The sequence below is a fragment of the Streptomyces sp. NPDC005494 genome (assembly GCF_042872025.1).
GTDB lineage: Bacteria > Actinomycetota > Actinomycetes > Streptomycetales > Streptomycetaceae > Streptomyces.
Genome location: NZ_JBIAJR010000008.1, coordinates 128,706 through 150,518 on the forward strand (window position 1 = coordinate 128,706; position 21,813 = coordinate 150,518).

General features: G+C 72.4%; 19 protein-coding genes. 13 read left to right on the top strand and 6 right to left on the bottom strand.

All coding sequences use genetic code 11. The features are described 5' to 3' along the window. Positions 1-30: 30 nt before the first annotated feature. Positions 31-924 carry a phospholipid scramblase-related protein gene (locus ACFYQ6_RS23135; RefSeq protein WP_388764645.1) on the bottom strand — a complete coding sequence of 298 codons (894 nt, stop codon included), beginning with the start codon at positions 922-924 and terminating at the stop codon, positions 31-33. Positions 925-995: 71 nt separating this feature from the next. Between ACFYQ6_RS23135 and ACFYQ6_RS23140 the strand changes: the two genes are divergently transcribed. From ACFYQ6_RS23140 to ACFYQ6_RS23160, 5 genes are all read left to right on the top strand, one after another. Then, positions 996-1,418 carry a hypothetical protein gene (locus ACFYQ6_RS23140; protein WP_388764647.1) on the top strand — a complete coding sequence of 141 codons (423 nt, stop codon included), beginning with the start codon at positions 996-998 and terminating at the stop codon, positions 1,416-1,418. Positions 1,419-1,533: 115 nt separating this feature from the next. After that, on the top strand, positions 1,534-2,184 hold the full coding sequence (locus tag ACFYQ6_RS23145) for a DUF3105 domain-containing protein (protein ID WP_361585361.1): 651 nt from the start codon (positions 1,534-1,536) through the stop codon (positions 2,182-2,184). Continuing rightward, the gene (locus tag ACFYQ6_RS23150) at positions 2,181-2,834 is read left to right on the top strand and encodes a DUF305 domain-containing protein (RefSeq protein ID WP_361585363.1); all 654 of its coding nucleotides are present in this window, start codon (positions 2,181-2,183) and stop codon (positions 2,832-2,834) included. The genes ACFYQ6_RS23145 and ACFYQ6_RS23150 overlap by 4 nt, the downstream gene beginning before the upstream one ends. Positions 2,835-3,320: 486 nt before the next feature. Continuing rightward, entirely contained in the window at positions 3,321-4,619 is a 1,299-nt protein-coding gene (locus ACFYQ6_RS23155) for a phytase (protein ID WP_388764649.1), read from the top strand. A gap of 393 nt (positions 4,620-5,012) precedes the next feature. Continuing rightward, complete coding sequence (locus ACFYQ6_RS23160; RefSeq protein WP_361585368.1) at positions 5,013-6,272, top strand: ROK family protein; 1,260 nt, start codon at positions 5,013-5,015, stop codon at positions 6,270-6,272. Positions 6,273-6,338: 66 nt separating this feature from the next. Here the strand turns inward: ACFYQ6_RS23160 and xylA are convergent, their stop codons facing one another. Further along, a complete protein-coding gene (gene xylA, locus ACFYQ6_RS23165; RefSeq protein WP_388764652.1) occupies positions 6,339-7,508 on the bottom strand; it encodes a xylose isomerase in 1,170 nt (389 codons plus the stop codon). Positions 7,509-7,729: 221 nt separating this feature from the next. On the opposite strand from xylA, the gene xylB reads away from it, so the two are divergent. From xylB to ACFYQ6_RS23205, 8 genes are all read left to right on the top strand, one after another. Continuing rightward, positions 7,730-9,223, top strand: a complete 1,494-nt coding sequence (gene xylB, locus ACFYQ6_RS23170; RefSeq protein WP_361577938.1) for a xylulokinase — start codon at positions 7,730-7,732, stop codon at positions 9,221-9,223. Positions 9,224-9,292: 69 nt separating this feature from the next. Then, the gene (locus tag ACFYQ6_RS23175) at positions 9,293-10,579 is read left to right on the top strand and encodes a VWA domain-containing protein (RefSeq protein ID WP_388764654.1); all 1,287 of its coding nucleotides are present in this window, start codon (positions 9,293-9,295) and stop codon (positions 10,577-10,579) included. Next, the gene (locus ACFYQ6_RS23180) at positions 10,579-11,439 is read left to right on the top strand and encodes a hypothetical protein (protein ID WP_361577932.1); all 861 of its coding nucleotides are present in this window, start codon (positions 10,579-10,581) and stop codon (positions 11,437-11,439) included. Before ACFYQ6_RS23175 ends, ACFYQ6_RS23180 begins: the two co-directional genes overlap by 1 nt. Before the next feature lie 159 nt (positions 11,440-11,598). Further along, positions 11,599-12,966 carry a cytochrome P450 gene (locus ACFYQ6_RS23185; protein ID WP_361577929.1) on the top strand — a complete coding sequence of 456 codons (1,368 nt, stop codon included), beginning with the start codon at positions 11,599-11,601 and terminating at the stop codon, positions 12,964-12,966. A gap of 97 nt (positions 12,967-13,063) precedes the next feature. Further along, positions 13,064-14,971 (top strand): ABC transporter ATP-binding protein, encoded by a 1,908-nt coding sequence (locus ACFYQ6_RS23190; protein WP_388764657.1) that lies wholly within the window; start codon positions 13,064-13,066, stop codon positions 14,969-14,971. Between the two features lie 135 nt (positions 14,972-15,106). Beyond that, entirely contained in the window at positions 15,107-15,568 is a 462-nt protein-coding gene (locus tag ACFYQ6_RS23195; protein ID WP_361577923.1) for a DUF4334 domain-containing protein, read from the top strand. Between the two features lie 37 nt (positions 15,569-15,605). After that, positions 15,606-16,703: a zinc-binding dehydrogenase gene (locus ACFYQ6_RS23200; RefSeq protein ID WP_388764659.1), complete on the top strand. Its 1,098-nt coding sequence runs from the start codon at positions 15,606-15,608 to the stop codon at positions 16,701-16,703. 274 nt (positions 16,704-16,977) lie between these two features. Beyond that, positions 16,978-18,168: a low temperature requirement protein A gene (locus ACFYQ6_RS23205; protein ID WP_388764661.1), complete on the top strand. Its 1,191-nt coding sequence runs from the start codon at positions 16,978-16,980 to the stop codon at positions 18,166-18,168. 18 nt (positions 18,169-18,186) lie between these two features. Here ACFYQ6_RS23205 and ACFYQ6_RS23210 read toward each other — a convergent pair whose 3' ends face one another. From ACFYQ6_RS23210 to ACFYQ6_RS23225, 4 genes are all read right to left on the bottom strand, one after another. After that, positions 18,187-18,792 carry a maleylpyruvate isomerase family mycothiol-dependent enzyme gene (locus tag ACFYQ6_RS23210; protein WP_361577983.1) on the bottom strand — a complete coding sequence of 202 codons (606 nt, stop codon included), beginning with the start codon at positions 18,790-18,792 and terminating at the stop codon, positions 18,187-18,189. A gap of 244 nt (positions 18,793-19,036) precedes the next feature. Beyond that, positions 19,037-20,371 (bottom strand): FtsX-like permease family protein, encoded by a 1,335-nt coding sequence (locus tag ACFYQ6_RS23215; protein WP_388764663.1) that lies wholly within the window; start codon positions 20,369-20,371, stop codon positions 19,037-19,039. Further along, the gene (locus ACFYQ6_RS23220; RefSeq protein ID WP_361577911.1) at positions 20,361-21,101 is read right to left on the bottom strand and encodes an ABC transporter ATP-binding protein; all 741 of its coding nucleotides are present in this window, start codon (positions 21,099-21,101) and stop codon (positions 20,361-20,363) included. Before ACFYQ6_RS23220 ends, ACFYQ6_RS23215 begins: the two co-directional genes overlap by 11 nt. Continuing rightward, on the bottom strand, positions 21,098-21,667 hold the full coding sequence (locus tag ACFYQ6_RS23225; protein ID WP_361577908.1) for a PadR family transcriptional regulator: 570 nt from the start codon (positions 21,665-21,667) through the stop codon (positions 21,098-21,100). The genes ACFYQ6_RS23220 and ACFYQ6_RS23225 overlap by 4 nt, the downstream gene beginning before the upstream one ends. Positions 21,668-21,813 lie beyond the last annotated feature (146 nt).

Below are 21,813 nucleotides of genomic sequence, written 5' to 3' on the forward strand. Positions count from 1 at the left end.
GGGCGCCGACGCCCCCGCCGGCCGGGAGGCTCAGCCGAAGCCGCGGGCGTCCTGCTTGAGGGCGGTGTCCACGGTCAGGGCCGTCGCCACGACGAGACTGAGCAGCGGCTCCGGCAGCCGGTAGTGGATCTGGAGCACGTAGTTGTCCGCCGTGGTGAACATGGTCTTCGCCAAGCCTTCCCAGGTCTTGGTGATCCGGGCGATCTCGGCGTCGTTGTGGTCCACGATGGCGAAGTTCCAGGCGCGCCAGTTCTCCGCCTTGATCGCTCCGACCTGGCGTCCGTCGACCGTCATGGCGAAATTGATCTTGCCGATGGCGTTCTGCTGGACGATCTCGCCGACGGGCTGCCCGTCCGGTCGCTGCACGACGACCCTGGACTTGATGAACTTGGCGGGCCTGGTCAGGAGCAGTTGCGGCTGCCCGTAGGCGTCGCGGATCTCCAGCCGGTGGGTGAGGTACTGGTCGATGCTGGAGACGAACCTGAGTCCCTTGCGCAGAGCGCTCTGGCCGACCTGCACGACCGAACCGACGGTGTTGCCCTGCTGGTCGCAGACGCGGTACTCGTTGGTGACCTCGATCAGCTTGGCCTTCTGGTTCACCACCAGGACCTGCTGGTCGAACAGGGAACCGCCGCCCGGCGTGCCCTGCTGGGGCTGGGGAGCGAACTGCTGAGGGGCGCCGCCCTGCTGCGTGGCGGCCTGCTGGGGAACGAACTGCTGCTGGGACCCGGCCTGCGGCTGTACCTGCGCCTGCGCGGCAGCCTGGGCGGGCGCCTGGGCCTGCGCCGGCGCCGAGGTCTGGGCGGGCGCCTGGGCCGGGTGGGTGTGTTCGGTCCAGGCGGTGCCGTCCCAGAAGCGCAGCAGTTGGGGCGCGCCGTGGGGGTCCGGATGCCAACCCGCAGGTATGTTCGATTGCGTCGTCACCGAGGCACACTATCCTGCCAAGCTGTGGGCCCGGACTCATTGAAATTTCACACACCATTACGATGGCGGCGATGACCAGAGACGGCGTGAGGACGGACCGGCGGCGGGGCACGAACAGCCTGCCCGCCGCTCTGGCCTGGGCGCTGATACTCATGGCCGTGTTCCTCTGCTGTGCGCACACCGCCCCCGCCTCACCCCGCGCCGAAGCCCCCTCCACGACCGCGGCCCGCGCCTTCACCCCGGCGCCCTCCGCGGTCGTGTCGGTGGTGACGGCCGACGCCCCCGCCGAGCGCGGCGTCGGCAGTTCCTGCCACGGCGCGACGGACCACTCCTCGGCCGTCGTCCTGCCGGGCCCCGCCGCTCCCGCCGCGCTGCCGTGCGGCTCGGCCGCTCCCCGGACCGCCCCGCTCTCCGGCGCCGCGGTCATCCGGGGTCCCTCCAACGACGGCGTGCACGCCGTCGATCATCTGCGTCTGCAGGTCCAGCGGATCTAGAGGCCGGACCTCCGCCGTCCCGCGCCGTGACCGCGCCGGCGGCGGATCCTCCGTACGCCTCCCCCGCGTGCCGCGCCTTCCGCGCACGCCGTCCGCCGAACCCGAGGACCCAGACATGGCTTCCGCCAAGAGCAAGAACACCACCTCCGCCGCGCGCCGCGCGAAGCTCGATGAGGCCCGCCGCAAGGAGCGGGCCCGCGAGCGCCGCAGCCGCATCATCACCATCACCGCGGCTGTCGCCGTGCTGGCCGCTCTCGTGGCCGGCGGTGGCTACCTGGTGTCGGCCGCCGACGAGAAGGACAAGGCCGAGGAACAGGCCAAGACCTCTCCCGTCACCGGCGAGAAGTCCTGGGACAAGCTGACCCAGAACCACGTCGAGAAGGCCGTCGACTACCCGATGAACCCGCCCGTCGGCGGCGACCACAACCCGGTGTGGATGAACTGCGACGCCGACGTCTACACCGAGGCGATACCGAACGAGAACGCTGTCCACTCGCTGGAGCACGGCGCGGTCTGGGTCACGTACAACGAGAAGGCGAAGGACGCCGACGTCAAGGCACTGGCGGAGCGCGTCGGCAAGACGCCCTACTCGCTGATGAGCCCCGTGGCCGACCAGAAGGACCCGCTGATGCTCAGCGCCTGGGGCAAGCAGCTCACGGTGAAGAGCGCCACCGACAAGCGCGTGGCGCAGTTCTTCACCAAGTACGTCCAGGGCGCGCAGACCCCTGAGCCGGGTGCCGCCTGCTCCGGCGGGGTCGCCAAGTGACCTCCTCCACGCGCGCTTCCCGGCCACTGGTGTGGGCGGGAGCCGTGGTGTTCGTGGTGGCGGTGGGACTCGTCCTGCTGATGGTCGTCCGGCCCTCGGCGGCCTCGCCCTCCGGCGCCGCCTCCGGCACGTCCTCCGCCGCTCCGGCGGAGACCTCGGCCGACGTCGGGTTCGCCCGGGACATGTCGGTCCACCACCAGCAGGCGGTGGAGATGGCGTTCATCGTCCGGGACCGCACCGAGGACGAGGACGTGCGGCGGCTCGCGTACGACATCATCAACACCCAGGCCAACCAGCGGGGCATGATGCTGGGCTGGCTGGAGTCGTGGGGCAGGCCCAAGAGCTCGGACCAGCCGCCCATGGAGTGGATGGGCCACCCGGCCACCCCGGACGACGGTTCCCTGATGCCGGGCATGGCGACCGACACCCAGCTGGACCGGCTTCGCGCGGCCGAGGGCAGGGACGCCGAGGTGCTGTTCCTCCGGCTGATGACCGTCCATCACCGCGCGGGCGCCGACATGGCGCAGGCCGCGGCCGCTTCGGCGGACACGGACGAGATCAGAGGGCTGGCCGCGGGCATGGCCCGCGCGCAGGAGTCGGAGATCTCGCTCATGGCGGACATGCTGGAGGCCAGGGGCGCGAAGCCCTGAGCCGTCGGGGCCGCGGGTGCCGGGGCCGGTGGCGATCGTCGTCACCGGCCCCGGCACCACCCCCGCGACACCGGCCCGGCACCGCCCCACGACACGGGCCCGGCACCGTCCCTCTCCGCGGACCCGGCCTCGCCTTGCCGGACCCTGCGCCGCCCTACGACATGGACCCGGCACCGCCCCGCCTCGCCGGACCCGACGCCGTCCCTCTCCGCGGACCCGGCCTCGCCCTCGCCGGACCCTGCGCCGCCCTACGACATGGACCCGGCACCGCCCCGCCTCGCCGGACCCAACACCGCCCCACGACACGGGCCCGGCACCGCCCCGCCTCGCCGGACCCGGCACGCGCGGCGGCACCCCGCGACACCGGGAATTCACCTGCCGCCCATGTCCCGCCCACGGGTGTGACACCGGAACACCGCCCCGCAGCCCGACACTTCCTGACGAGTCATGGACATGTCCCTCTCACGACAGGAAGCATCCGTGCGCATGCACCGCTCCCCTCGCCTGGCGGCCACCGCTCTCCTCGGTTCCGCGCTGATCACGCTCGTACCGCTGTCCCCCGCCCACGCCCGGTCGCTGCCGGCCGTGGGTGCGACGGCGGAGACGGCCGCGCTGTACGACGACGAGGCGGGTGGCAACGCCAACGCCGACGACCCGGCGATCTGGCGCAACGACGCCGACCCCGGCCGCAGCCTGGTCGTCGCCACCGCGAAGGAGGGCGGGCTCCGGGTCTACGGCCTGGACGCCTCCCTGGTCCAGTCCCTCCCGGCACCCTCGTCCGGGGCGCAGGACGACGCTCCGGGCCGGTTCAACAACGTCGACCTCCTCGGTGGCCTCCGCACCCCGGCGGGCCGCACCGATGTGGCCGTGGTGAGCGACCGGGGCAACGACCGCCTCCGGATCTACCGCATCGACCCCTCGCAGCCCGGCGGCCCGCTGAAGGACGTCACCGACCCCGCCGCCGCCCCCGTCTTCTCGTCGGACCAGGCCGAGATCAACGAGCAGCGGACGGCGTACGGGCTCGCCACCTGGCAGGACCGTGCCACCGGTCGCTCGTACGCGCTCGTCAGCCGCCGCAACACCACCGACCTCGCTCTGCTGGAGCTGCGTCCGACCGCGGCCGGCACGGTGGGCTACAGCCTGGTGCGCACGCTCTCGCTGCCCTCCTCGTTCCGGCTTCCGGACGGCACCTCGTGGACGCCGTGCGGTGAGCCCGGCGAGCTTCCGCAGGTCGAGGGAATGGTCGTCGACCCGGCGAACGGCATGCTGTACGCCGGCCAGGAGGACGTCGGCATCTGGCGTCTGCCCGCCGGCCTGAACGGCCGCCCGGTCCTGGTGGACAAGGTCAGGGAGTACGGCGTCCCCGGGACGTACGACACGGAGACCGAGGAGTGCGCACCCGGCGCGGACCCGGGATTCGGCGGCAAGCGGCTGGCGGCGGACGTGGAGGGGCTGACCCTGCTCCAGGAGTCCGGCGGGGACGGCTACCTCTTCGCGTCGGGTCAGGGCGACAACAGCTTCGCCCTGTACGACCGTGAGGTGTCCGAGGACAACGAGTACGAGGGCGGCTTCCGCGTCACCGCCGTGTCGGCCGACCTCGACGGCAGCGAGGAGTGCGACGGGGCCGCCGTGCTCGACAAGCCTCTGGGCTCCCGCTACCCGCGCGGCCTGCTGGTGGTCCAGGACGGGCACGAGACATCCGCGACGGGCGTCGAGGAGGACCGTGAGGCGACCGGCTTCAAGTTCGTCGACCTGGGCGCCGTGAAGGACGCCGCTGACCTGTAGCGCTGTCGGCGGGCGGGGGCAGGTGTCTCACGCCTGCCCCCGCTTCGCTGCCTGGATCTGGTCGTACACCTGGGTGCGCAGCTCGGCGAAGCCGGGAAACACTCGGGTGCTCAACTGGTCACGCCCGTCGGGCAGATCGATGGTCACCTGCTCAGGACCACGGTCGGCGCCCGGACAGGACCAGCGTCGTGCCGCAGGAAGCCACTCGCACGCGATGACCGCAGGCCCGGCACGACGGGCGTGACCGCGGACCCGGCACGACGGGCGTGACCGCGGACCCGGCGCGACGGGTGTGACCGCGGGCCGACAGGACGGGCGTGACCGCGGGGCCGGCGGGAGGGGCCCTCCTCGGGTCCGTACAGATGTGCGCCATCGCATAGGCTCGTCGGCGATATGAAGAGCTACCTCACGCCCCTGGGGTCCAAGGCCGACAAGGACACCGTGCGGCGCCACAACCTGAGCCTGGTGCTGCGCGCCGTACGGGACGAGGGTGAGGCCGGTGAGGCGACCCGGGCCGGAGTGTCCGCCCGGGTGGGGCTCACCCGGGCCGCGGTGTCCTCCCTGGTGGAGCAGCTGCTGGACAGCGGCTTCGTCACCGAGTCGGGCAAGACGTTCAGCGGACAGGCCGGGCGCCCCGGCACCGCCCTGAAGGTGGCGCGCACCGGGCCCGCCGGACTCGGTGTGGAGATCAACATCGACTACGTGTCGGTGTGCGTCGTGGACCTCGCGGGAACCGGCCGGGTCCGGCAGACCGAGCATCTGGACAACCGCGGAGCTCCGCCCGAAGAGGTACTGGCCAGGGCCGCGGGCATCGCGGCCCGCACCCTGGACTCGGCGCGGGAACAGGACCTCTGTCCCGTGGGGACGGCGCTCGCCCTGCCGGGTCTCGTGTCGGGCGGCTCGGTGCGCCAGGCGCCGAACCTGGGCTGGAACCAGGTCGCGGCGGAGGAGCTCTTCGCCGACGCGCTCGCCGCGCGGCGCCCCGCGACGGCTCGGCTGCCGGTGCGCTCGGAGAACGAGGCGAATCTCGCGGCGCTGGCCGAGCTGTGGTTCGGCGGCCTGGACACGGTCCGCAGCTTCCTCTACCTGACCGGCGAGATCGGTGTCGGTGGCGCTCTCGTCCTCGACGGCGAGCTGCTGCGCGGAGCGCACGGCTTCGCCGGGGAGATCGGGCACGTGGTGGTGGATCCGGCGGGTCCCGAGTGCCGCTGCGGATCGCGCGGCTGCCTGGAGCAGTACGCCGGCCAGTCCGCCCTGCTGCGGGCGGCGGGCATCGACGAGGCGGGTGGCGGGGCCGCCGGGGTCATGGAGCTGGAGCGGCGGGCGCAGGCGGGTGATGCCGTGGCCCTGGCCGCCGTGGCCGACGCCGGCCGGATGCTGGGGCAGGTGCTGTCCGGCGCGGTGAATCTGTTCGACCCGGACGCCGTGGTGCTCGGCGGGATATACCGGAGCCTGATGCCCTGGCTCTCACCGCCCGCCGACGAGGAGCTGACAGGACGCGTGGTGTCCGGCCTCTGGTCCCGGGGCGGCGGCAGGCTGCGCGCGTCGTCCGTCGCGGGTGACGCGGCCCGGGGTGCGGCGGCCCTGGTGGTGCAGGACGTGCTGGCCGACCCGGTCGCGTACGCCCGGCCGGCTCCGGCCACGGACGCCTGAGGGCAGAGGGCAGAGCCTGCGGACCGGGGTGTCCGGCGGTGGGCCGTCGGACACCCCGGGGGTGGGTCAGCGGACGCCGAGGAGGTGTTCCATGGCGAGCTGGTCGAGGGCTTCGAAGGCCATGGAGCGTTCGGCGGCCGCGGTGGCGTCGAAGTCCTCGTAGGCGGTGCGGTCGGCGAGGAGGGCCTTGAGGCCGTCCTCGGCGGTGGGCTTGGCGAGTTCGTCGAGGCGGGAGGCGGTCAGGGCCTCCTGGACGGCGGGGTCGGCGCGGAAGGCGAGGGCGCGTTCCTTGAGGATGAGGTAGTTGCGCATGCAGTTCTTCGCGGACTCCCACACGCCGTCGATGCCGTCGGTGCGTACCGGCTTGAAGTCGAAGTGGAGGGAGCCGGTGTAGTCGGAGGACTCCAGGAGGTCCACCAGCCAGAAGGCCTGGCGCAGGTCTCCGGCGCCGAAGCGGAAGTCCTGGTCGTACTTGATGCCGGACTGGCCGTTGAGGTCGATGTGGAAGAGCTTGCCGGCCCACAGGGCCTGGGCGATGCCGTGGGGGAAGTTCAGTCCGGCCATCTGCTCGTGGCCGGTCTCGGGGTTCACGCCGACCATCTCGGGGCGTTCCAGGCGCTCGATGAACGCCAGCGCGTGCCCGATGGTGGGCAGGAGGATGTCGCCGCGGGGCTCGTTGGGCTTGGGCTCGATCGCGAAGCGCAGGTCGTAGCCCTGCTCGGTGACGTAGTCGCCCAGCAGGTCGAAGGCTTCCTTCATCCGGTCCAGGGCGACGCGGACGTCCTTGGCGCCGCCGGACTCCGCGCCCTCACGTCCGCCCCAGGCGACGTAGGTCTTCGCGCCGAGCTCGGCGGCCAGGTCGATGTTGCGGATGACCTTGCGCAGCGCGAAGCGGCGTACGTCGCGGTCGTTGGAGGTGAAGCCGCCGTCCTTGAACACCGGGTGGGTGAACAGGTTGGTGGTGGCCATCGGGACCTTCATCCCGGTGCGGTCCAGGGCGTCCTTGAAGCGGCCGATCAGCCGGGCGCGCTCGGCGTCGTCGGACCCGAAGGGGATCAGGTCGTCGTCGTGGAAGGTGACACCGTGGGCGCCGAGCTCGGCGAGCCGCTCCACCGACTCGACCGGGTCCAGCGCGGGACGCGTCGCGTCACCGAACGGGTCGTTGCCACGCCAGCCCACGGTCCACAGACCGAAGGTGAACCTGTCCGCGGGAGTGGGAGTGAAGCGTTCCGTCATGGTGTCTCCGCCTTAGCCTGCCTGGGGTCCGGAGCCGTCGTCAGTACCCCGGGCCTATTTGTTCACTGACATGATTAATTATGCACACGGCACCGCGGTGACGTAACCCCCCGGAGCACGGAACGGGGGCCGCCTCTGTTCGGGACGCCATCGATCACGTAATTTGTTTGTCGCACTCCCAAAACCCGCACCACCGGAAACCGCACGAGAAGAGGTAGCCCATGCCGCCGCGTACCGTCGTCATCGGCGTGGACAGCTCCACCCAGTCCACCAAGGCTGCAGTCACCGACGCCGAGACGGGCGAGCTCCTCGCCGTCGGCCGCGCCCCCCACGTCGTCACGGGCGAGGGCGGGGCGCGCGAGACCGACCCCGAGATCTGGTGGCGGGCGCTCTGCGACGCCGTCGCGGCGGGGCTCAAGGAGTCCGGGCTTTCCGCCTCCTCCGTCACGGGCATCGCCGTCGCCGGGCAGCAGCACGGCCTCGTGGTCCTCGACGGGTCCGGCCGCCCGCTGCGCCCCGCGCTCCTGTGGAACGACACGCGCTCCGCGCCGCAGGCCTCCGCTCTCGTCGCGGAGCTGGGCGGGCCCGAGGCCTGGACCGCGCGCACGGGCACGGTGCCCGTCGCCTCCATGACGGCCACGAAGTGGCGGTGGCTGCGCGAGAACGACCCGGCGAACGCCGAGGCGACGGCCTCCGTGCGGCTCCCCCACGACTTCCTCACCGAGCGGCTCGCCGGCGTCGCGGCGACCGACCCGGGCGACGCGTCGGGGACCTGCTGGTACTCGACGGAGACGGGTGCCTACGACCCCGAGCTCCTGGACCGCCTCGGTCTGGACACGTCGATGCTGCCCGAGGTCGCCGCCACCGGCGGCACCCGCATCGGCTCCCTGACCGAGTCCGCGGCCGAGGCGCTCGGCCTGCCGGCGGGGATCGCCGTCGCGGCCGGCACCGGCGACAACATGAGCGCCGCCGTCGGCCTCGGCCTGGGCGGCGCCGGGCTGCTGGACCACCCGGTCCTGAGCCTGGGTACCTCGGGTACGGTCTTCGCCGCGTCCCGGACCAGGCCCGCCTCCACTGCACTCTCCGGTTTCGCCGCCGCCGACGGGACGTACCTCCCGCTGGCCTGCACCCTCAACTGCACCCTGGCCGTCGACAAGGTGGCCTCCCTGCTCGGACTTCACCGCGACGACGCGACGCCCGGCGGTGAGGCGGTCCTCCTGCCGTACCTGGACGGCGAGCGCACCCCGGACCTGCCCACATCGGCCGGGCTCCTCACCGGTCTGCGGCACGACACCACGCCGCAGCAGCTGCTGGGAGCGGCCTACGAGGGCGCGGCCTTCACCGTGCTGCGCGCGCTCGACGAACTGCTGCGGGCCTGCGGCCTCGACCCGGCCGACCCCGAGGTCGCCTCCCGGCCCCTGCGGCTGATCGGCGGCGGGGCCCAGGGACGCACCTGGGTCGAGACCGTACGGCGCCTCTCGGGCCGCCCTCTGATCGTGCCCGGCAGCGGCGAGCTGGTCGCCCTCGGCGCGGCGGCGCTGGCGGCGTCGGCGGCGGGCGGGGGCGACCCGGTCGCCATCGCGACCCGCTGGAACGCCAGGGCCGACAACGCCGACGCCGACGCAGCCCTCCCGGCGCTGGAGCGTGACACCGAGGCCTGGGAGCGCGTGGGTTCGGTGCTGGACAGGGCCGCGGAGCCGCTGCTCGGCGGTTGAGTGGGCCCCGAAATCACGTCCCGCCGAGCGGTTTTGGGGATGACCGTGGATCTTCAATAGGATCCGGCGATGATCACAAGAAAACGGCTGACGGCCGGGGTGTGCGTCCTGCTCGCCACCCTGGCCGCCGGGTTCGGCACCGCCGTCCCGGCCGCGGCCGACGAACCCTCCACCACCCCGTCCCCCAAGGTCGAACTGGTCCTCGACGTCAGCGGTTCCATGCGTGCCCGCGACATCGACGGCCAGTCCCGGATATCCGCCGCCAAGCAGGCGTTCAACGATGTCCTGGACGCGGTGCCCGAGGAGGTCGAACTCGGGATCCGTACGCTCGGGGCCGATTACCCGGGCGACGACCGCAAGGTCGGCTGCAAGGACACCAAGCTGCTGTACCCGGTCGGCCCGCTCGACCGCACCGAGGCCAAGACCGCCGTCGCCACGCTGACGCCGACCGGCTGGACCCCGATCGGTCCCGCCCTGCTCGGTGCCGCCGACGACCTCCAGGGCGGGGACGCCACCCGGCGCATCGTCCTGATCACCGACGGCGAGGACACCTGCGGGCCGCTCGACCCGTGCGAGGTCGCGCGCGACATCGCCGCCCGGGGCATCCACCTCGTCATCGACACGCTGGGCCTGGTCCCGAACGCCAAGATCCGGCAGCAGCTGACCTGCATCGCCGAGGCCACCGGCGGAACGTACACGGCCGTCCAGCACACGGATGAACTCTCCGGCCGCGTCAAGCAGTTGGTGGACAGGGCCGCCGAGCCCGTCGTCACCCCGGTGGCGACCGAGGGTGCGGGCAGCTGCTCCGCGGCCCCGCAGCTGAAGGCCGGGCTCTACACCGACCGCCAGGAGATCGGGAAGCACCGCTGGTACCGGGTGGACGTCCTGCCCGGCCAGGAACTGCGCGCGTCGGTGAGCGTGGCGGCGGACCGTGCGGTGAACGACGACTACGGGGTCCTGCTGCGGGCCGTGACCACGCACGGCCGCGAGATCGTCCGGGGCGCGGAGTCCGGCACGGGCCGTACGGACGCCGTCTCCACCGGGCTGCGCTATCCGAAGCCCGAGCAGGAGGACGCCGACGTCTCCGACGAGGACCTGAAGCCCGCCGCCGAGGCCGTCTGCCTCCAGCTGAGCAACTCGTTCTCGGCACCCCCGTCCGTGAAGACCACTCCGGGGATGCCCGTCGAGCTCACCATCGACCTGGTCGAAGGCCCTGACGACGCGTCCGACGTCGCCGCGTTCGGCCTGGGCCGCGGCTGGTGGCTGCTGGGCGTCATGGTGCTGACCGGGCTGATCGCAGGTCTGCTGTTCGGCTGGATCTCGCGCTGGCGCGTTGCGGTCTGGAGGACCAACTGATGCGTACCCCCCGTAGGAACCGTCTGGGCCGCGCCTGTGCGGGCGCGCTGCTCGCAGGCGTCACCCTGCTCACCTCGGCGGGCGCCGCCGTGGCCGACGACCCGTCAGCGAGCGCGAGCCCGGCGGACGGGGAGACCGCCGGGCCCACGGAGGCGGGCACCACCTTCCGTACCGCCACGGCGATCCAGCAGGAGCAGACGGCCACGGCCGACGCGTCCACGGGCGACTACCTCTACTGGGTCTTCCCCGCCGACTCGGGCCAACGGCCCACCGTCCGCGCGAAGGTGAGCCTGCCCGAGAGCGCCACCAGGCACGGAGCGTCGACCTGGCAGGTCGACGTGTACGACGGACTGCGCCGCAGGCAGGCCTGCATGTACGGCCACCAGACCAGGAAGGCTGCGCCGGACGCCGGCACGGTCGAGCTGTCCTGCGTCCTGCGTACGGTGCGGGCCTGGGCCGAACCGTGGGCGTTCGACCCCCTTCCGGGGAGTTACTACGTGCGCCTGACGGTGACCGGCCTCGCCGAGGAGGACCTGGGGCTCCCGGTCCACGTCGAGACCGAGGTCACCTCCACCGCCCAGGGCGGCGCGCACGACGTCGGCGGCGCACTCGCCGAACCCCTGGTGCCCGGCGTGTCCTTGGCCTCCGCGCAGCAGGACGGCGACTCGGAGCAGGACGGTGACTCCCCGCAGGCCGCCCCGCTCGGCAGTGAGCCGGAGGACGGCTGGTCCTCCGGCTGGTGGACCGACCGCTGGCTGTGGACCGTGGGCGGCGGCGTGCTCGCCGCGCTGGCAGCGGTGTTCGGTTACGGCCTCACCCGTGGCACGGGCCGCCCCTCCCGGGTCCCGCCGGGGGTCTGACCGCTCCCCCGCCCCCACACCCGAGGGCCGTCGGCATCCGCCCGGTGGCCCTCGGGCATGCCCGGCCGCGGCACGGCTGATTCTCGCTTCGAACCCACGACCGAATGGCATTAGGCTGACCAACTCACGTACCGGGTAAGGCAGATGACAGGAGCCCTCATGTCCACGGAAACCGGTGCGGCCCTGGATGCCGAGCCACGCGGTCACCGGGTCGTCCAGGGACCGAGAGGGCTCCCCCTCCTGGGGAGCCTGCCGCAGTTCGGCAAGGATCCGCTGGCGTTCTTCGAGCGCCTGCGCGGATACGGCGACATGGTGAGCTGGCGCTTCGGCCGCAACAACTGTGTCTTCATCGCCGATCCGGAGTGCATCGGCGATCTGCTCACCGAGACGGAGCGCACCTTCGACCAGCCCCTGCTGGGCATCGCCTTCCGTACGGTCATGGGCAACGGCGTCGTCGTCGCGCGCGGCCCGGACTGGCGGCGCAAGCGCTCACTGGTGCAGCCGTCGGTGCGGCCCAAGCAGGTGAAGTCCTACGCCTCCACGATGACGGCGTGCACCGTGGAACTGGCGGACACCTGGTCGGACGGCGAACGGGTGGACGTCAAGCGGGTGATGGCGGCCCTGACGCAGAAGATCGCCGTCCGCACGATCTTCGGGGTGGACACGCCGGCCGACGCGGAGTCGATGGGCCGCGCGATGGACATCGCCCAGCAGGAGATCGGCAAGGAGTTCAGCGGCCTCGGTGCCGTGCTGCCCGACTGGGTGCCGACCCCCGGGCGGGCCAGGATCAAGAAGGCCGCCCGGGTGATCGACGCCGAGGTGGGGCGTGTGGTGGCCCGCCACCGCGACGGGGACGGGGAGCGCCCCGATCTGCTGAGCCGGCTGCTCACCGCGGTGGACGAGACCGGGGCGCACCTGTCCGACAAGGAGATCCGCGACGAGACGGTGACGCTCTACATCGGGGGCCACGAGACGACGAGTTCGACGCTGGTGTGGGCCTGGTATCTGCTGTCGCGCACCCCGCACGCACGGGCCGCGCTCGCCGAGGAGCTGGACCGGGTGCTCGGCGACCGGGAACCGGGGATCGACGACTACGCCCGGCTGACCTACGCCCAGGCGGTGGTGAAAGAGACCCTGCGGCTGTACCCGACCATCTGGCTGGTCACCGGAATCGCCAAGGAGGGGGCCCGCATCGGCGGTGTACCGATGCCGGAGGGCACACGGGTGTGGAGCAGCCAGTGGGCCACGCACCGGGACGAGCGGTGGTTCCCCGAGCCCGAGGTGTTCCGCCCCGAGCGCTGGGACGCGCAGGAGGGCGACGAGATCCCCGAGTACGCCTGGTACCCCTTCGGTGGTGGGCCCCGGGTCTGCCTGGGTACGCGCTTCGCGATGGTGGAGGCGGTCCTGGTCCTCGCCGTGCTCGCCCGGCGCTTCGAGCTGGAGGTCGACCCCGGCACCGTGAACCCCGTGCCGACACTCACCCTTCAGCCGGACCGGGAGGTCATGGCGACCGTACGGGCGCGCTGACCGCACAGTCGGGTGAAGCGCGCGGTGAACCCTTGACCTCAGGTTTGCTTGAGGTCTTAGCGTTCCGTGCGTACCCACCACTTCTGGAGGCACCCGCATGGACATGGAAGTCACCGCGTGGCATTCGCTGCACAGCACGATGAACGCGCAGCAGGACCGCAGACCCTTCTCCAGGGCCACACTGCGCCGCATCGCGGTGTTCGCCCGGCCGCACCGGAGCAGGATCGTCCGCTTCCTGCTGCTGAGCGTCGTCACCGCCCTGCTGGCCGTGGCGACTCCGGTACTGGCGGGCGGGGTCGTCGACGCGATCGTGGGGGGTGAGGATCCCTCCGCCGTCATCCGGCTCGCCGCGCTCATCGCGGTGATCGCGGTGGCGGAGGCGGGCCTCGGGCTCCTCACGCGGTGGCTCTCGGCCACCCTCGGCGAGGGGCTGATCCTCGATCTGCGGACCGCCGTCTTCGACCACGTCCAGCGGATGCCGGTGGCGTTCTTCACCCGCACCCGCACCGGCGCGCTGGTCAGCCGGCTCAACAACGACGTCATCGGCGCCCAGCGGGCGTTCAGCAACACCCTCTCCGGCGTCGTCTCCAATCTCGTCACCCTGCTGCTGACGCTTGCCGTGATGCTCACCATCTCCTGGCAGATCACGCTGCTCGCCCTGGTCCTGCTGCCGGTGTTCGTCGTCCCCGCCCGCCGGATGGGTACCCGGATGGCGGGCCTGCAGCGGGAAGCAGCCGGTCACAACGCCACCATGGGCACCCAGATGACCGAGCGCTTCTCGGCGCCGGGCGCCACGCTCGTCAAGCTCTTCGGGCGCCCGGCCGACGAGTCCGCCGAGTTCGCCGCCCGGGCGGGCCGGGTACGTGACATCGGCATCCGGACGGCGATGCTCCAGTCCACCTTCATCACCGCCCTCACCCTGGTGTCGGCGCTCGCCCTCGCCCTGGTCTACGGGCTGGGCGGCTTCTACGCGCTGCGCGGCAGCCTGGAACCGGGGGCGGTCGTCGCCCTGGCCCTCCTCCTCACCCGGCTCTACGCCCCGTTGACGGCACTGGCCGGTGCCCGCGTGGAGGTGATGAGTGCGCTGGTCAGCTTCGAGCGGGTCTTCGAGATCCTGGACCTCGAACCGCTGATCACCGAGAAGCCCGACGCCCGTGAGGTGCCGGAGGGGCCGGTGTCCGTGGAGTTCGACGACGTGTCCTTCGGCTATCCCTCCGCCGACAAGGTCTCCCTCGCCTCGCTCGAAGAGGTCGCAGCGCTCGGCACGGGGGGCGGCGCCCAGGTGCTGCACGGCATCTCGTTCACGGCGGAGCCGGGCCGGATGGTCGCGCTCGTGGGTTCGTCCGGGGCGGGCAAGTCGACGATCGCACAGCTGCTTCCCCGGCTGTACGACGCCGATGCCGGTGCCGTACGGCTGAACGGCGTCGACGTGCGCGACCTGACGGCGGACTCGATCCGGAGGACGCTGGGCATGGTCACCCAGGACGGGCACCTCTTCCACGAGTCGGTGCGCGCCAACCTCCTGCTCGCCCGGCCGGAGGCCACCGAGGAGGAGATCTGGGACGCCCTGCGCCGCTCGCGCCTGGACGGCCTGGTCGCGTCGCTGCCCGAGGGCCTGGACACGGTGGTCGGCGAGCGCGGCTACCGGCTCTCCGGCGGTGAACGCCAGCGGCTCACCATCGCACGCCTGCTGCTGGCACGTCAGCGGGTGGTGATCCTGGACGAGGCGACCGCTCACCTGGACTCGACCTCGGAGGCCGCCGTGCAGGAAGCCTTGGCGGAGGCCCTGGAGGGCCGCACAGCCGTGGTCATCGCCCACCGGCTCTCGACCGTGCGGGCCGCCGACCTGATCCTGGTCGTCGAGGACGGCCGAGTCGTGGAACGCGGTACGCACGACGAACTGCTGCGCCTGGGCGGACGGTACGAGGAGCTGCACCGCACCCAGTTCGAGCGTCCGGAGGCGGCGGAGGCCACGGACGCCGACGGGGACCACGCGATGCGCTGATCGCGTACCACGCGCCCCGCGCAACCCTCCGACCGCCGACCGCCCATGGACACCCGGCGGTTCACCCTCTGGCCCTGTCCGACACAGTGATACATACTACGGATGTTTGTTTCACATCGTTGAGGAGGGAAGCCGATGGACATCGACGAGGCGCGGACCCGGTTCGCGGTCCTGCGGACCAAGGACTCCGCCGTCCCCACCGAGGAACTGGACGCCATCTGGGCCGTGTTGCCGACCGTGCGGGTCGAGGAGATCCTCGGCGAGTGGCGGGGCGGCGAGTTCGACACCGGGCATCCGCTCAACGGGCGTCTGCCGAAGCTCGGCTGGTACGGCAAGACGTTCAACTCGGCGGAGGACGCCAAGCCGCTGATGATGCGCCGGGAGGACGGCACGCTGTACAGCGACACCGAACTCGGCAAGGGCGAGGCAAGCTTGTGGGCGGTCGAGTTCCGGGGCGAGTCGACGGCCACCATGGTCTACGACGGCCAGCCGGTCTTCGACCACTTCAAGGCGGTCGACGACCGCACGCTCATGGGGATCATGAACGGCAAGAACATGGGCGGCCTCTTCTACTACTTCTTCCTCGAGCGGGTCTGAACCGGACCGGGGCGGTGGGCCGAGAGGGGCGGAGCTGATGGTGCGAGCGGCAGTGGTGGACGCGCTGGGCGGCGGCTTCGGCGTCCAGGACATCGACATCGCGAGGCCACAGGGCCGTGAGGTCCTGGTGGAGATCCGGGCGTCCGGTCTCTGTCACACGGACCTCACGGTCGCCACCCACGCCTTCGGGGACTTCCCCCCGCCGGTCGTCCTGGGGCACGAGGTGGCCGGCGTCGTCGCCGGCATCGGCCCGCTCGTCACGGAGTTCACCACCGGGGACCATGTGGTGGGCTGCCTCGTCCAGTGGTGCGGCGGCTGCCCTGCGTGCCTGGACGGCCGGGTCCACCAGTGCGCCCGCCCCGGGGCCACGCTGCGCGATCCCGAGCAAGAGGGTCCACGGCTCAGCCGTGCCGGCCTGCCGCTCACCCAGGGGATGGGGCTGGGCGGCTTCGCCGCACGGGCGCTCGTCCACGAGAACCAGCTGACCGCCGTCCCGCGCCGGATGCCGTTCGCCCCTGCCGCACTGCTGGGGTGCGGGGTCCTGACCGGCGCGGGTTCCGTGCTGAACGGGGCGCGCGTCCGGCCGGGCGAGAGCGTGGCCGTGATCGGCGCCGGAGGCGTCGGGCTCAACGCGGTCGCGGCGGCGCGGATCGCCGGTGCCTCGCGCGTCGTCGCGGTCGACGTGCGGGACGGCAAGCTGCGGCAGGCCCGTGCGTTCGGCGCGACGGACGTGGTCAACTCCGCTTCCGCCGACGCCGTCGCCGCCGTGCGGGAGCTGACCGGTGGCGGCGTCCGGCACACCTTCGACGTGGTGGGAGTGGCCGCGACGACGGAACAGGCGCTGCACATGACGGCCCTCGGCGGGAGCGTGTACGTGGTGGGCCTGGCCGGGTCGGGAGGCGAGCTCACGCTCTCCCTGCCCCGCCTTCTGTTGCAGCAGAAGGCGATCCACGGCCTCGTCATGGGCTCGGGGAACCCCCGGCGGGACATCCCGCGTTACGCGGACCTGTATCTACAGGGCCGCATGAACCTCGACGGCCTGGTCTCCCGGGAGATCGGCCTGGACGAGATCGACGCCGGTTACACCGCGGCCCGTGATCCCGACGTGGCGCGGGTGGTCATCACCTCGTTCTGAGCTCTCCGGATCACCTCGTTCCGAGCTCCCCGGCGCGTCGGGCCCGGGGGCGTCCCCCGGGCGCGCCCGGCAGGGGTCGCCGTCACCGCGCAGGTCACGGGGCACGCCGCACCGGCACGTCCACGTTGCGCCGGCTCGCGGCACGCTCGTAACGTGACCGGTGTCCGTCGAGCCGACCGACCCGGCCGACGGCCTGCGCGGGCGGCTTCGGCGGGCCCGGCCGCCCTCGGGTGCGGCCGTGCACAGCCCTTCCCACCGCTGAAACCGGGTACGCATGAGCAAGTCACACTCCGCCATCGGCGCATGGCACCGGCCGATGGTCGCCCGCCTCGCCGACGAGAAACACCGCACGGCAACCAGCCTCGAGCTGTTCTTCGACCTGTGCTTCGTCGCCGCCGTCGCGCAGACGTCGGTGGCCTTCGAGCACGAGCTCGCCGAAGGGCGCATCGGCCACGGGGTCCTCGGCTACGCGATGGTGTTCTTCGCGATCTGGTGGGCGTGGATGAACTTCACCTGGTTCGCGTCCGCCTACGACACCGACGACGTCCCGTACCGGCTCCTGACACTGGTGCAGATCACCGGGGCGCTCGTCGTGGCCGCCGGTGCGGCGGAGGCGCTCCAGCAGGAGGACTTCACCGTCATCACCTGGGGCTATGTCATCATGCGGCTCGCCATGGTCACCCAGTGGCTCCGCGCGGCCCGCTCGGATCCTGGAAGGCGTAGTTCGTGCGTGCGCTACGCCGCAGGCATCCTGGTGGTGCAGGTCGGCTGGGTCGCTCGGCTCGCCCTGCCCGAGGACTGGGGCCTGCCGCTGTTCGCGGTCCTGGTGGTGGCGGAACTCGCCGTTCCGGTCTGGGCCGAGAGCGCGGGCACCACCAGCTGGCACCCGCACCACATCGCCGAACGCTACGGGCTGTTCACCCTCATCGTCCTCGGGGAGACGATCACCGCCGCGACCGGCGCCGTCCGCACCGCCCTCGACGGCGAGACCGCACTCGGCGACATCGCGGGCCTGGTCGTCGGTGGCGTGCTGACCGTGTTCGCCCTGTGGTGGCTCTACTTCGCGCAGGACGCGCCCCGCCGACTCACCGGTCTCAGGTCGGCGATCCTGTGGGGATACGGCCATTACGCGGTCTTCGCCTCGGCAGCCGCCGTCGGTGCCGGCCTGGCGGTCAACGTCGCCCACGCCACGGGACACGGTCACCTCTCGGACCAGGCGGCTGCCGCGGCCTTCACCGTCCCCGTGGCCGTGTTCATCACCCTGGTGTGGCTGCTGCACCACCGCGCGGCAGAGCTCCGCAACCGCAACGACCTCATCCACCCGGTGGCCGTCCTTGCCGTGCTGGCGATGACGTTCGTCCCCGGCCCGGTACTCGCCACGGGAGTTGTCACGGCCGTGCTCGTCGCCGCGACCCTCGTCGTCGCCGCGCGGGCGCGCGGTGAGGCGGACCTCTCGCGAAGCTGAGACCGGCAGGGATGGCCGTCAGACCGCTGCGGCGAGCACGGTGACACCCGGGCCCTCGAGGTCGTCCAGGGCCGCCCGCCGACGGGAGACGGCCATGAGCAGCGACAGCGCGGACCCGCTCACCTCGGGCCCTTCGCCGGTCGACAGATCGGTGTCCGAGGCCGTCAGGCGGATGCGCGCCAGGAGTTCCCTGGCCCCGCCGAAGGAGGCCGGAGTCCGGAGCTGCAGACGCAGCGACCGGACGACGGCCTCCTCCGGGTAGGAACGGACGAGCCCCAGCGGCCGGCGGATGTCCTCACCGTGCACGACCTCCTCCACCAGCCGGCTGTCGAGGGGCGCAGGCGGGGTCGACCTGCGCGACGCCCCCTGCCGCAGCCGCTCCAGCGTCTCCCTCGGTGAGGCACCCCGTTCGCGCTCGACACCCCGGGCGTTCTGACGGTCGAAGTCGAACCGCGCGCGGGCGAGGCCGACAAGGAAACCCGTACGCGTCGTCCGGGCCGTGTCGGCCAGGTGGGCGACGACGTCGTGCACGGTCCAGTCCGTACAGAGCGAGGGCTCCTCCCACTGTCCGTCGTCGAGCTGCTCGAGATCACCGATGAGCGCCGCACGCTCCGCGTGGACCATCGCCCAGACGTCTCCCACGGCTACCTCCTTCGACCGGCCGCACCTTCCACCACACCAGACTCGACGAGCCCCGGAAACTCATCGGTCCGGTGCGTCACTGCGTCCACCAGGGCCTTAAGCGGGGCCCGGTGCCGTGCATCGCAAGGCGGAGGAGGGAGCATCGGCGGAGCCATGGCGACCGGCGGCAGCGCCGCGAGGCGGGGTGCCAGGGCTCGCGAGCCCGGCATGGTCCGAACGAGGGGCCCTAGGTGAAGCGCAGCTCCGACGGGTGCACCGCGCGCCGCAGCAGTGGCAGCGACGTCGCCGCCGCCAGCAGGCAGGCCGCGTAGACCCCCACGGGAACGAGGAGCGGGAGGAGGGAGACGGGCCCGCCCACGATCGCGGCGTACGCCAGATACACCACCGTTCCCCCGACGCCGGCGAGCAGGAGGGCGGGAGCCAGCGGGAGCGCGGTCTCCAGGAGCGCGGCCCGGGCCAGGACCCCGTGGGGCACCCCCGCGGCGGCCTGGGCCGCCAGGCCTCTGCGGCGGGTGGTCAGCGACTCGGCCGTGCCCACGGCGAGACCGCAGAGGCTGATCGCGAGGGCGATCAGGACGGCGGATCCTGCGAGGCCGATGCCGGTGGTGTAGAAACCCATGTCCGTCGGCAGGACGTCCTTCTTCGCACGCAGGTCGGCGAGCAGGACGGCCCGTACGCCCACGAAGCCCACCCCGACCACGGTGACCAGCAGGAGAGCGGCGTGGGTACGCGCGGCCGCCCAGGGGTCGTGCGCGAGCCGGCCGGCGGCGATGAGCACGGCCGGACGTCGCGCACGGAGGGTGAGCCGCCGGCCCAGCAGCGCCGCCGATGCCCCGGCCGCCCAGATGGCGCCCGCTCCGGTGGCGAACACAAGAGCCAGGACGAGCAGGGGGAACGCGGCGGAGCGGACGTCGGCGGGGAGAGTGACGAGCATGGCGGCCGCGGAGACCAGCACCGACCCGAGCAGGAAGCCGAACAGCGTCCTGCGCCCCGGGTCCGGGACCGTGCGGCGCACCTGGTCGAGCGGCGACACGACCACGTGCCGCAGAGCGAAGACGCTGACCAGCGCCGCGGCCACCGGAACGGCGAGGACGACCGCCGCGAAGCCCGCCCAGGCCGCGGGATACGGCGTGTGCCCCGTGGAGGCGAGGACCACGGCGAAGACGGCGACGCCGGCCACCGCGCCGGGCAGTGAAGGGAACGCGGACTCCACCGCGGCGATCCGCCGGACCTGCGCGGGGGTCGCCCCCGTGAGCCGCATCGCGGCCATCCTCCGGTGGCGGTGCACGGCCCCGATGCGGGCGCACTGGCCGAGGAACCCCACTACGGGCAGCAGCAGGAGGACGAGCGTGAGCACCACACCGGCGCGCTGGCCTGGTTGGTCGAGCAGGCCGTGGCCGTAGGGGATCGACACCTGCCCCGGGACGGCGGCGATCGCCACCGCGGCGAGCGCGAAATCCGTGGCCGCGAGGGCCCCGAGCGCGGTGAGCAGGATCCTGTACCACTCACGGCGTTCGGAGCCGCGTGCGAGTATCCAGGCGATACGGATGTCAGCCTTCATGGCGAACCGCCTCCCGGGCGAGTACCCCGGCCGAGGCGGAGTGGACGGCCCCGTCCCGGAGCCACACCTCGCGGTCGGCGTACGCGGCGGTCTGGGCGTCGTGGGTGATCAGCAGCACCGCCGTACCCGTCTCCCTCGCGGTGTGCACGAGAGCGGTCATCACCTGTTCCCCGGCGAGCGAGTCGAGAGCCCCGGTCGGTTCGTCCGCGAAGACGGCCCTGGGTCCGGTGACCAAGGCACGTGCCAGGGCGACGCGTTGGCTCTGACCGCCACTCATCTCACCGGGACGCACGCCGGCCTGCCCCCGGGCCCCGAAGCGTTCCAGCCACTCCCCCGCCTCCCGGTGTGCCGGGCCGCGGCGTGTCCCCGCGAGCAGCAGCGGCAGCGCGACGTTGTCGAGCGCGGTGAGCTCGGGGATCAGCTGCCCGAACTGGAACACCACCCCGAACTCGCTGCGTCGCAGCTCGCCGAGTCGCTGCTCGGGGAGCAGGCCGAGACTCTCCTTCCCGTACGTCACGACGCCGTCGTCGGGGCGGGTGATCCCCGACAGGCAGTGCAGCAGGGTGGACTTCCCGCTGCCGCTCGGCCCGGTGACAGCGAGGATCTCGCCCTCGTGGAGGTCCAGGGAGGCGCCTCGCAGCGCCTCCGCCTTCCCGTACGACTTCCGCAGACCGCGCGCCGAGATCAGCGCGCCCGCCCCCGGTGCAGGCTCTTCGTCCCGTGCGTTCATGTTCCGTTGACCTCCGCGGTCAGAGTGTCGATCCGAGCCGCGGTGGTGGTCATCCACCGCACGTCGGCGTCGAGATGGACAAGGGCGTAGTCGGCCGAGAGCACGGTGCTGAGGTCGGCGCCCGGCGCGGTCTTGAGTGCGGTGAGCTCGCGCATGCGCTCCATGTGAGCGGCGCGCTGGGCTCTCAGATGCGCTGCGGCGTCGGGCTTCTGTCCGTCCTGGCCCGGTTGTACGGGGACCGCCGCGACAAGGATCGAGACCACGACCTTGGCGAAGATCTCGTTCGTCACGAAGGGCGCGGGCGCGGTGATCTCCCCGGCCCAGCGGTCCAGTTCATGTGCTCCCTCAGCGGTGGACCGGTAGAGGGTGCGCTCCGGGCCGCCGTCGGAGTCGGTGCCGTCGACCGCGGCCAGGCCGTCGCGTACGAGGCGTTGCAGCGTCGTGTAGACCTGCCCGTACGCGAGCGGGCGGGCCTGCGGGAAGCGGGCGTCGTACTGCCGCTTCAGGTCGTAGCCGTGGCAGGGCCCGGCCGCGAGCAGACCCAGGAGGACATGACGGGTACTCATGCGCGCACTATATCCTCAGTACATGTACTGAGTGAATAGCCAGGATCGAGGTCCCGGACGCGCGGGGGGGGGGGGGGGGGGGGGGGGGGGGGGGGGGGCGGCGGGGGGGGGGCCGCGGGGGGGGGGGGCGGGCCCCCCCCCAGGGC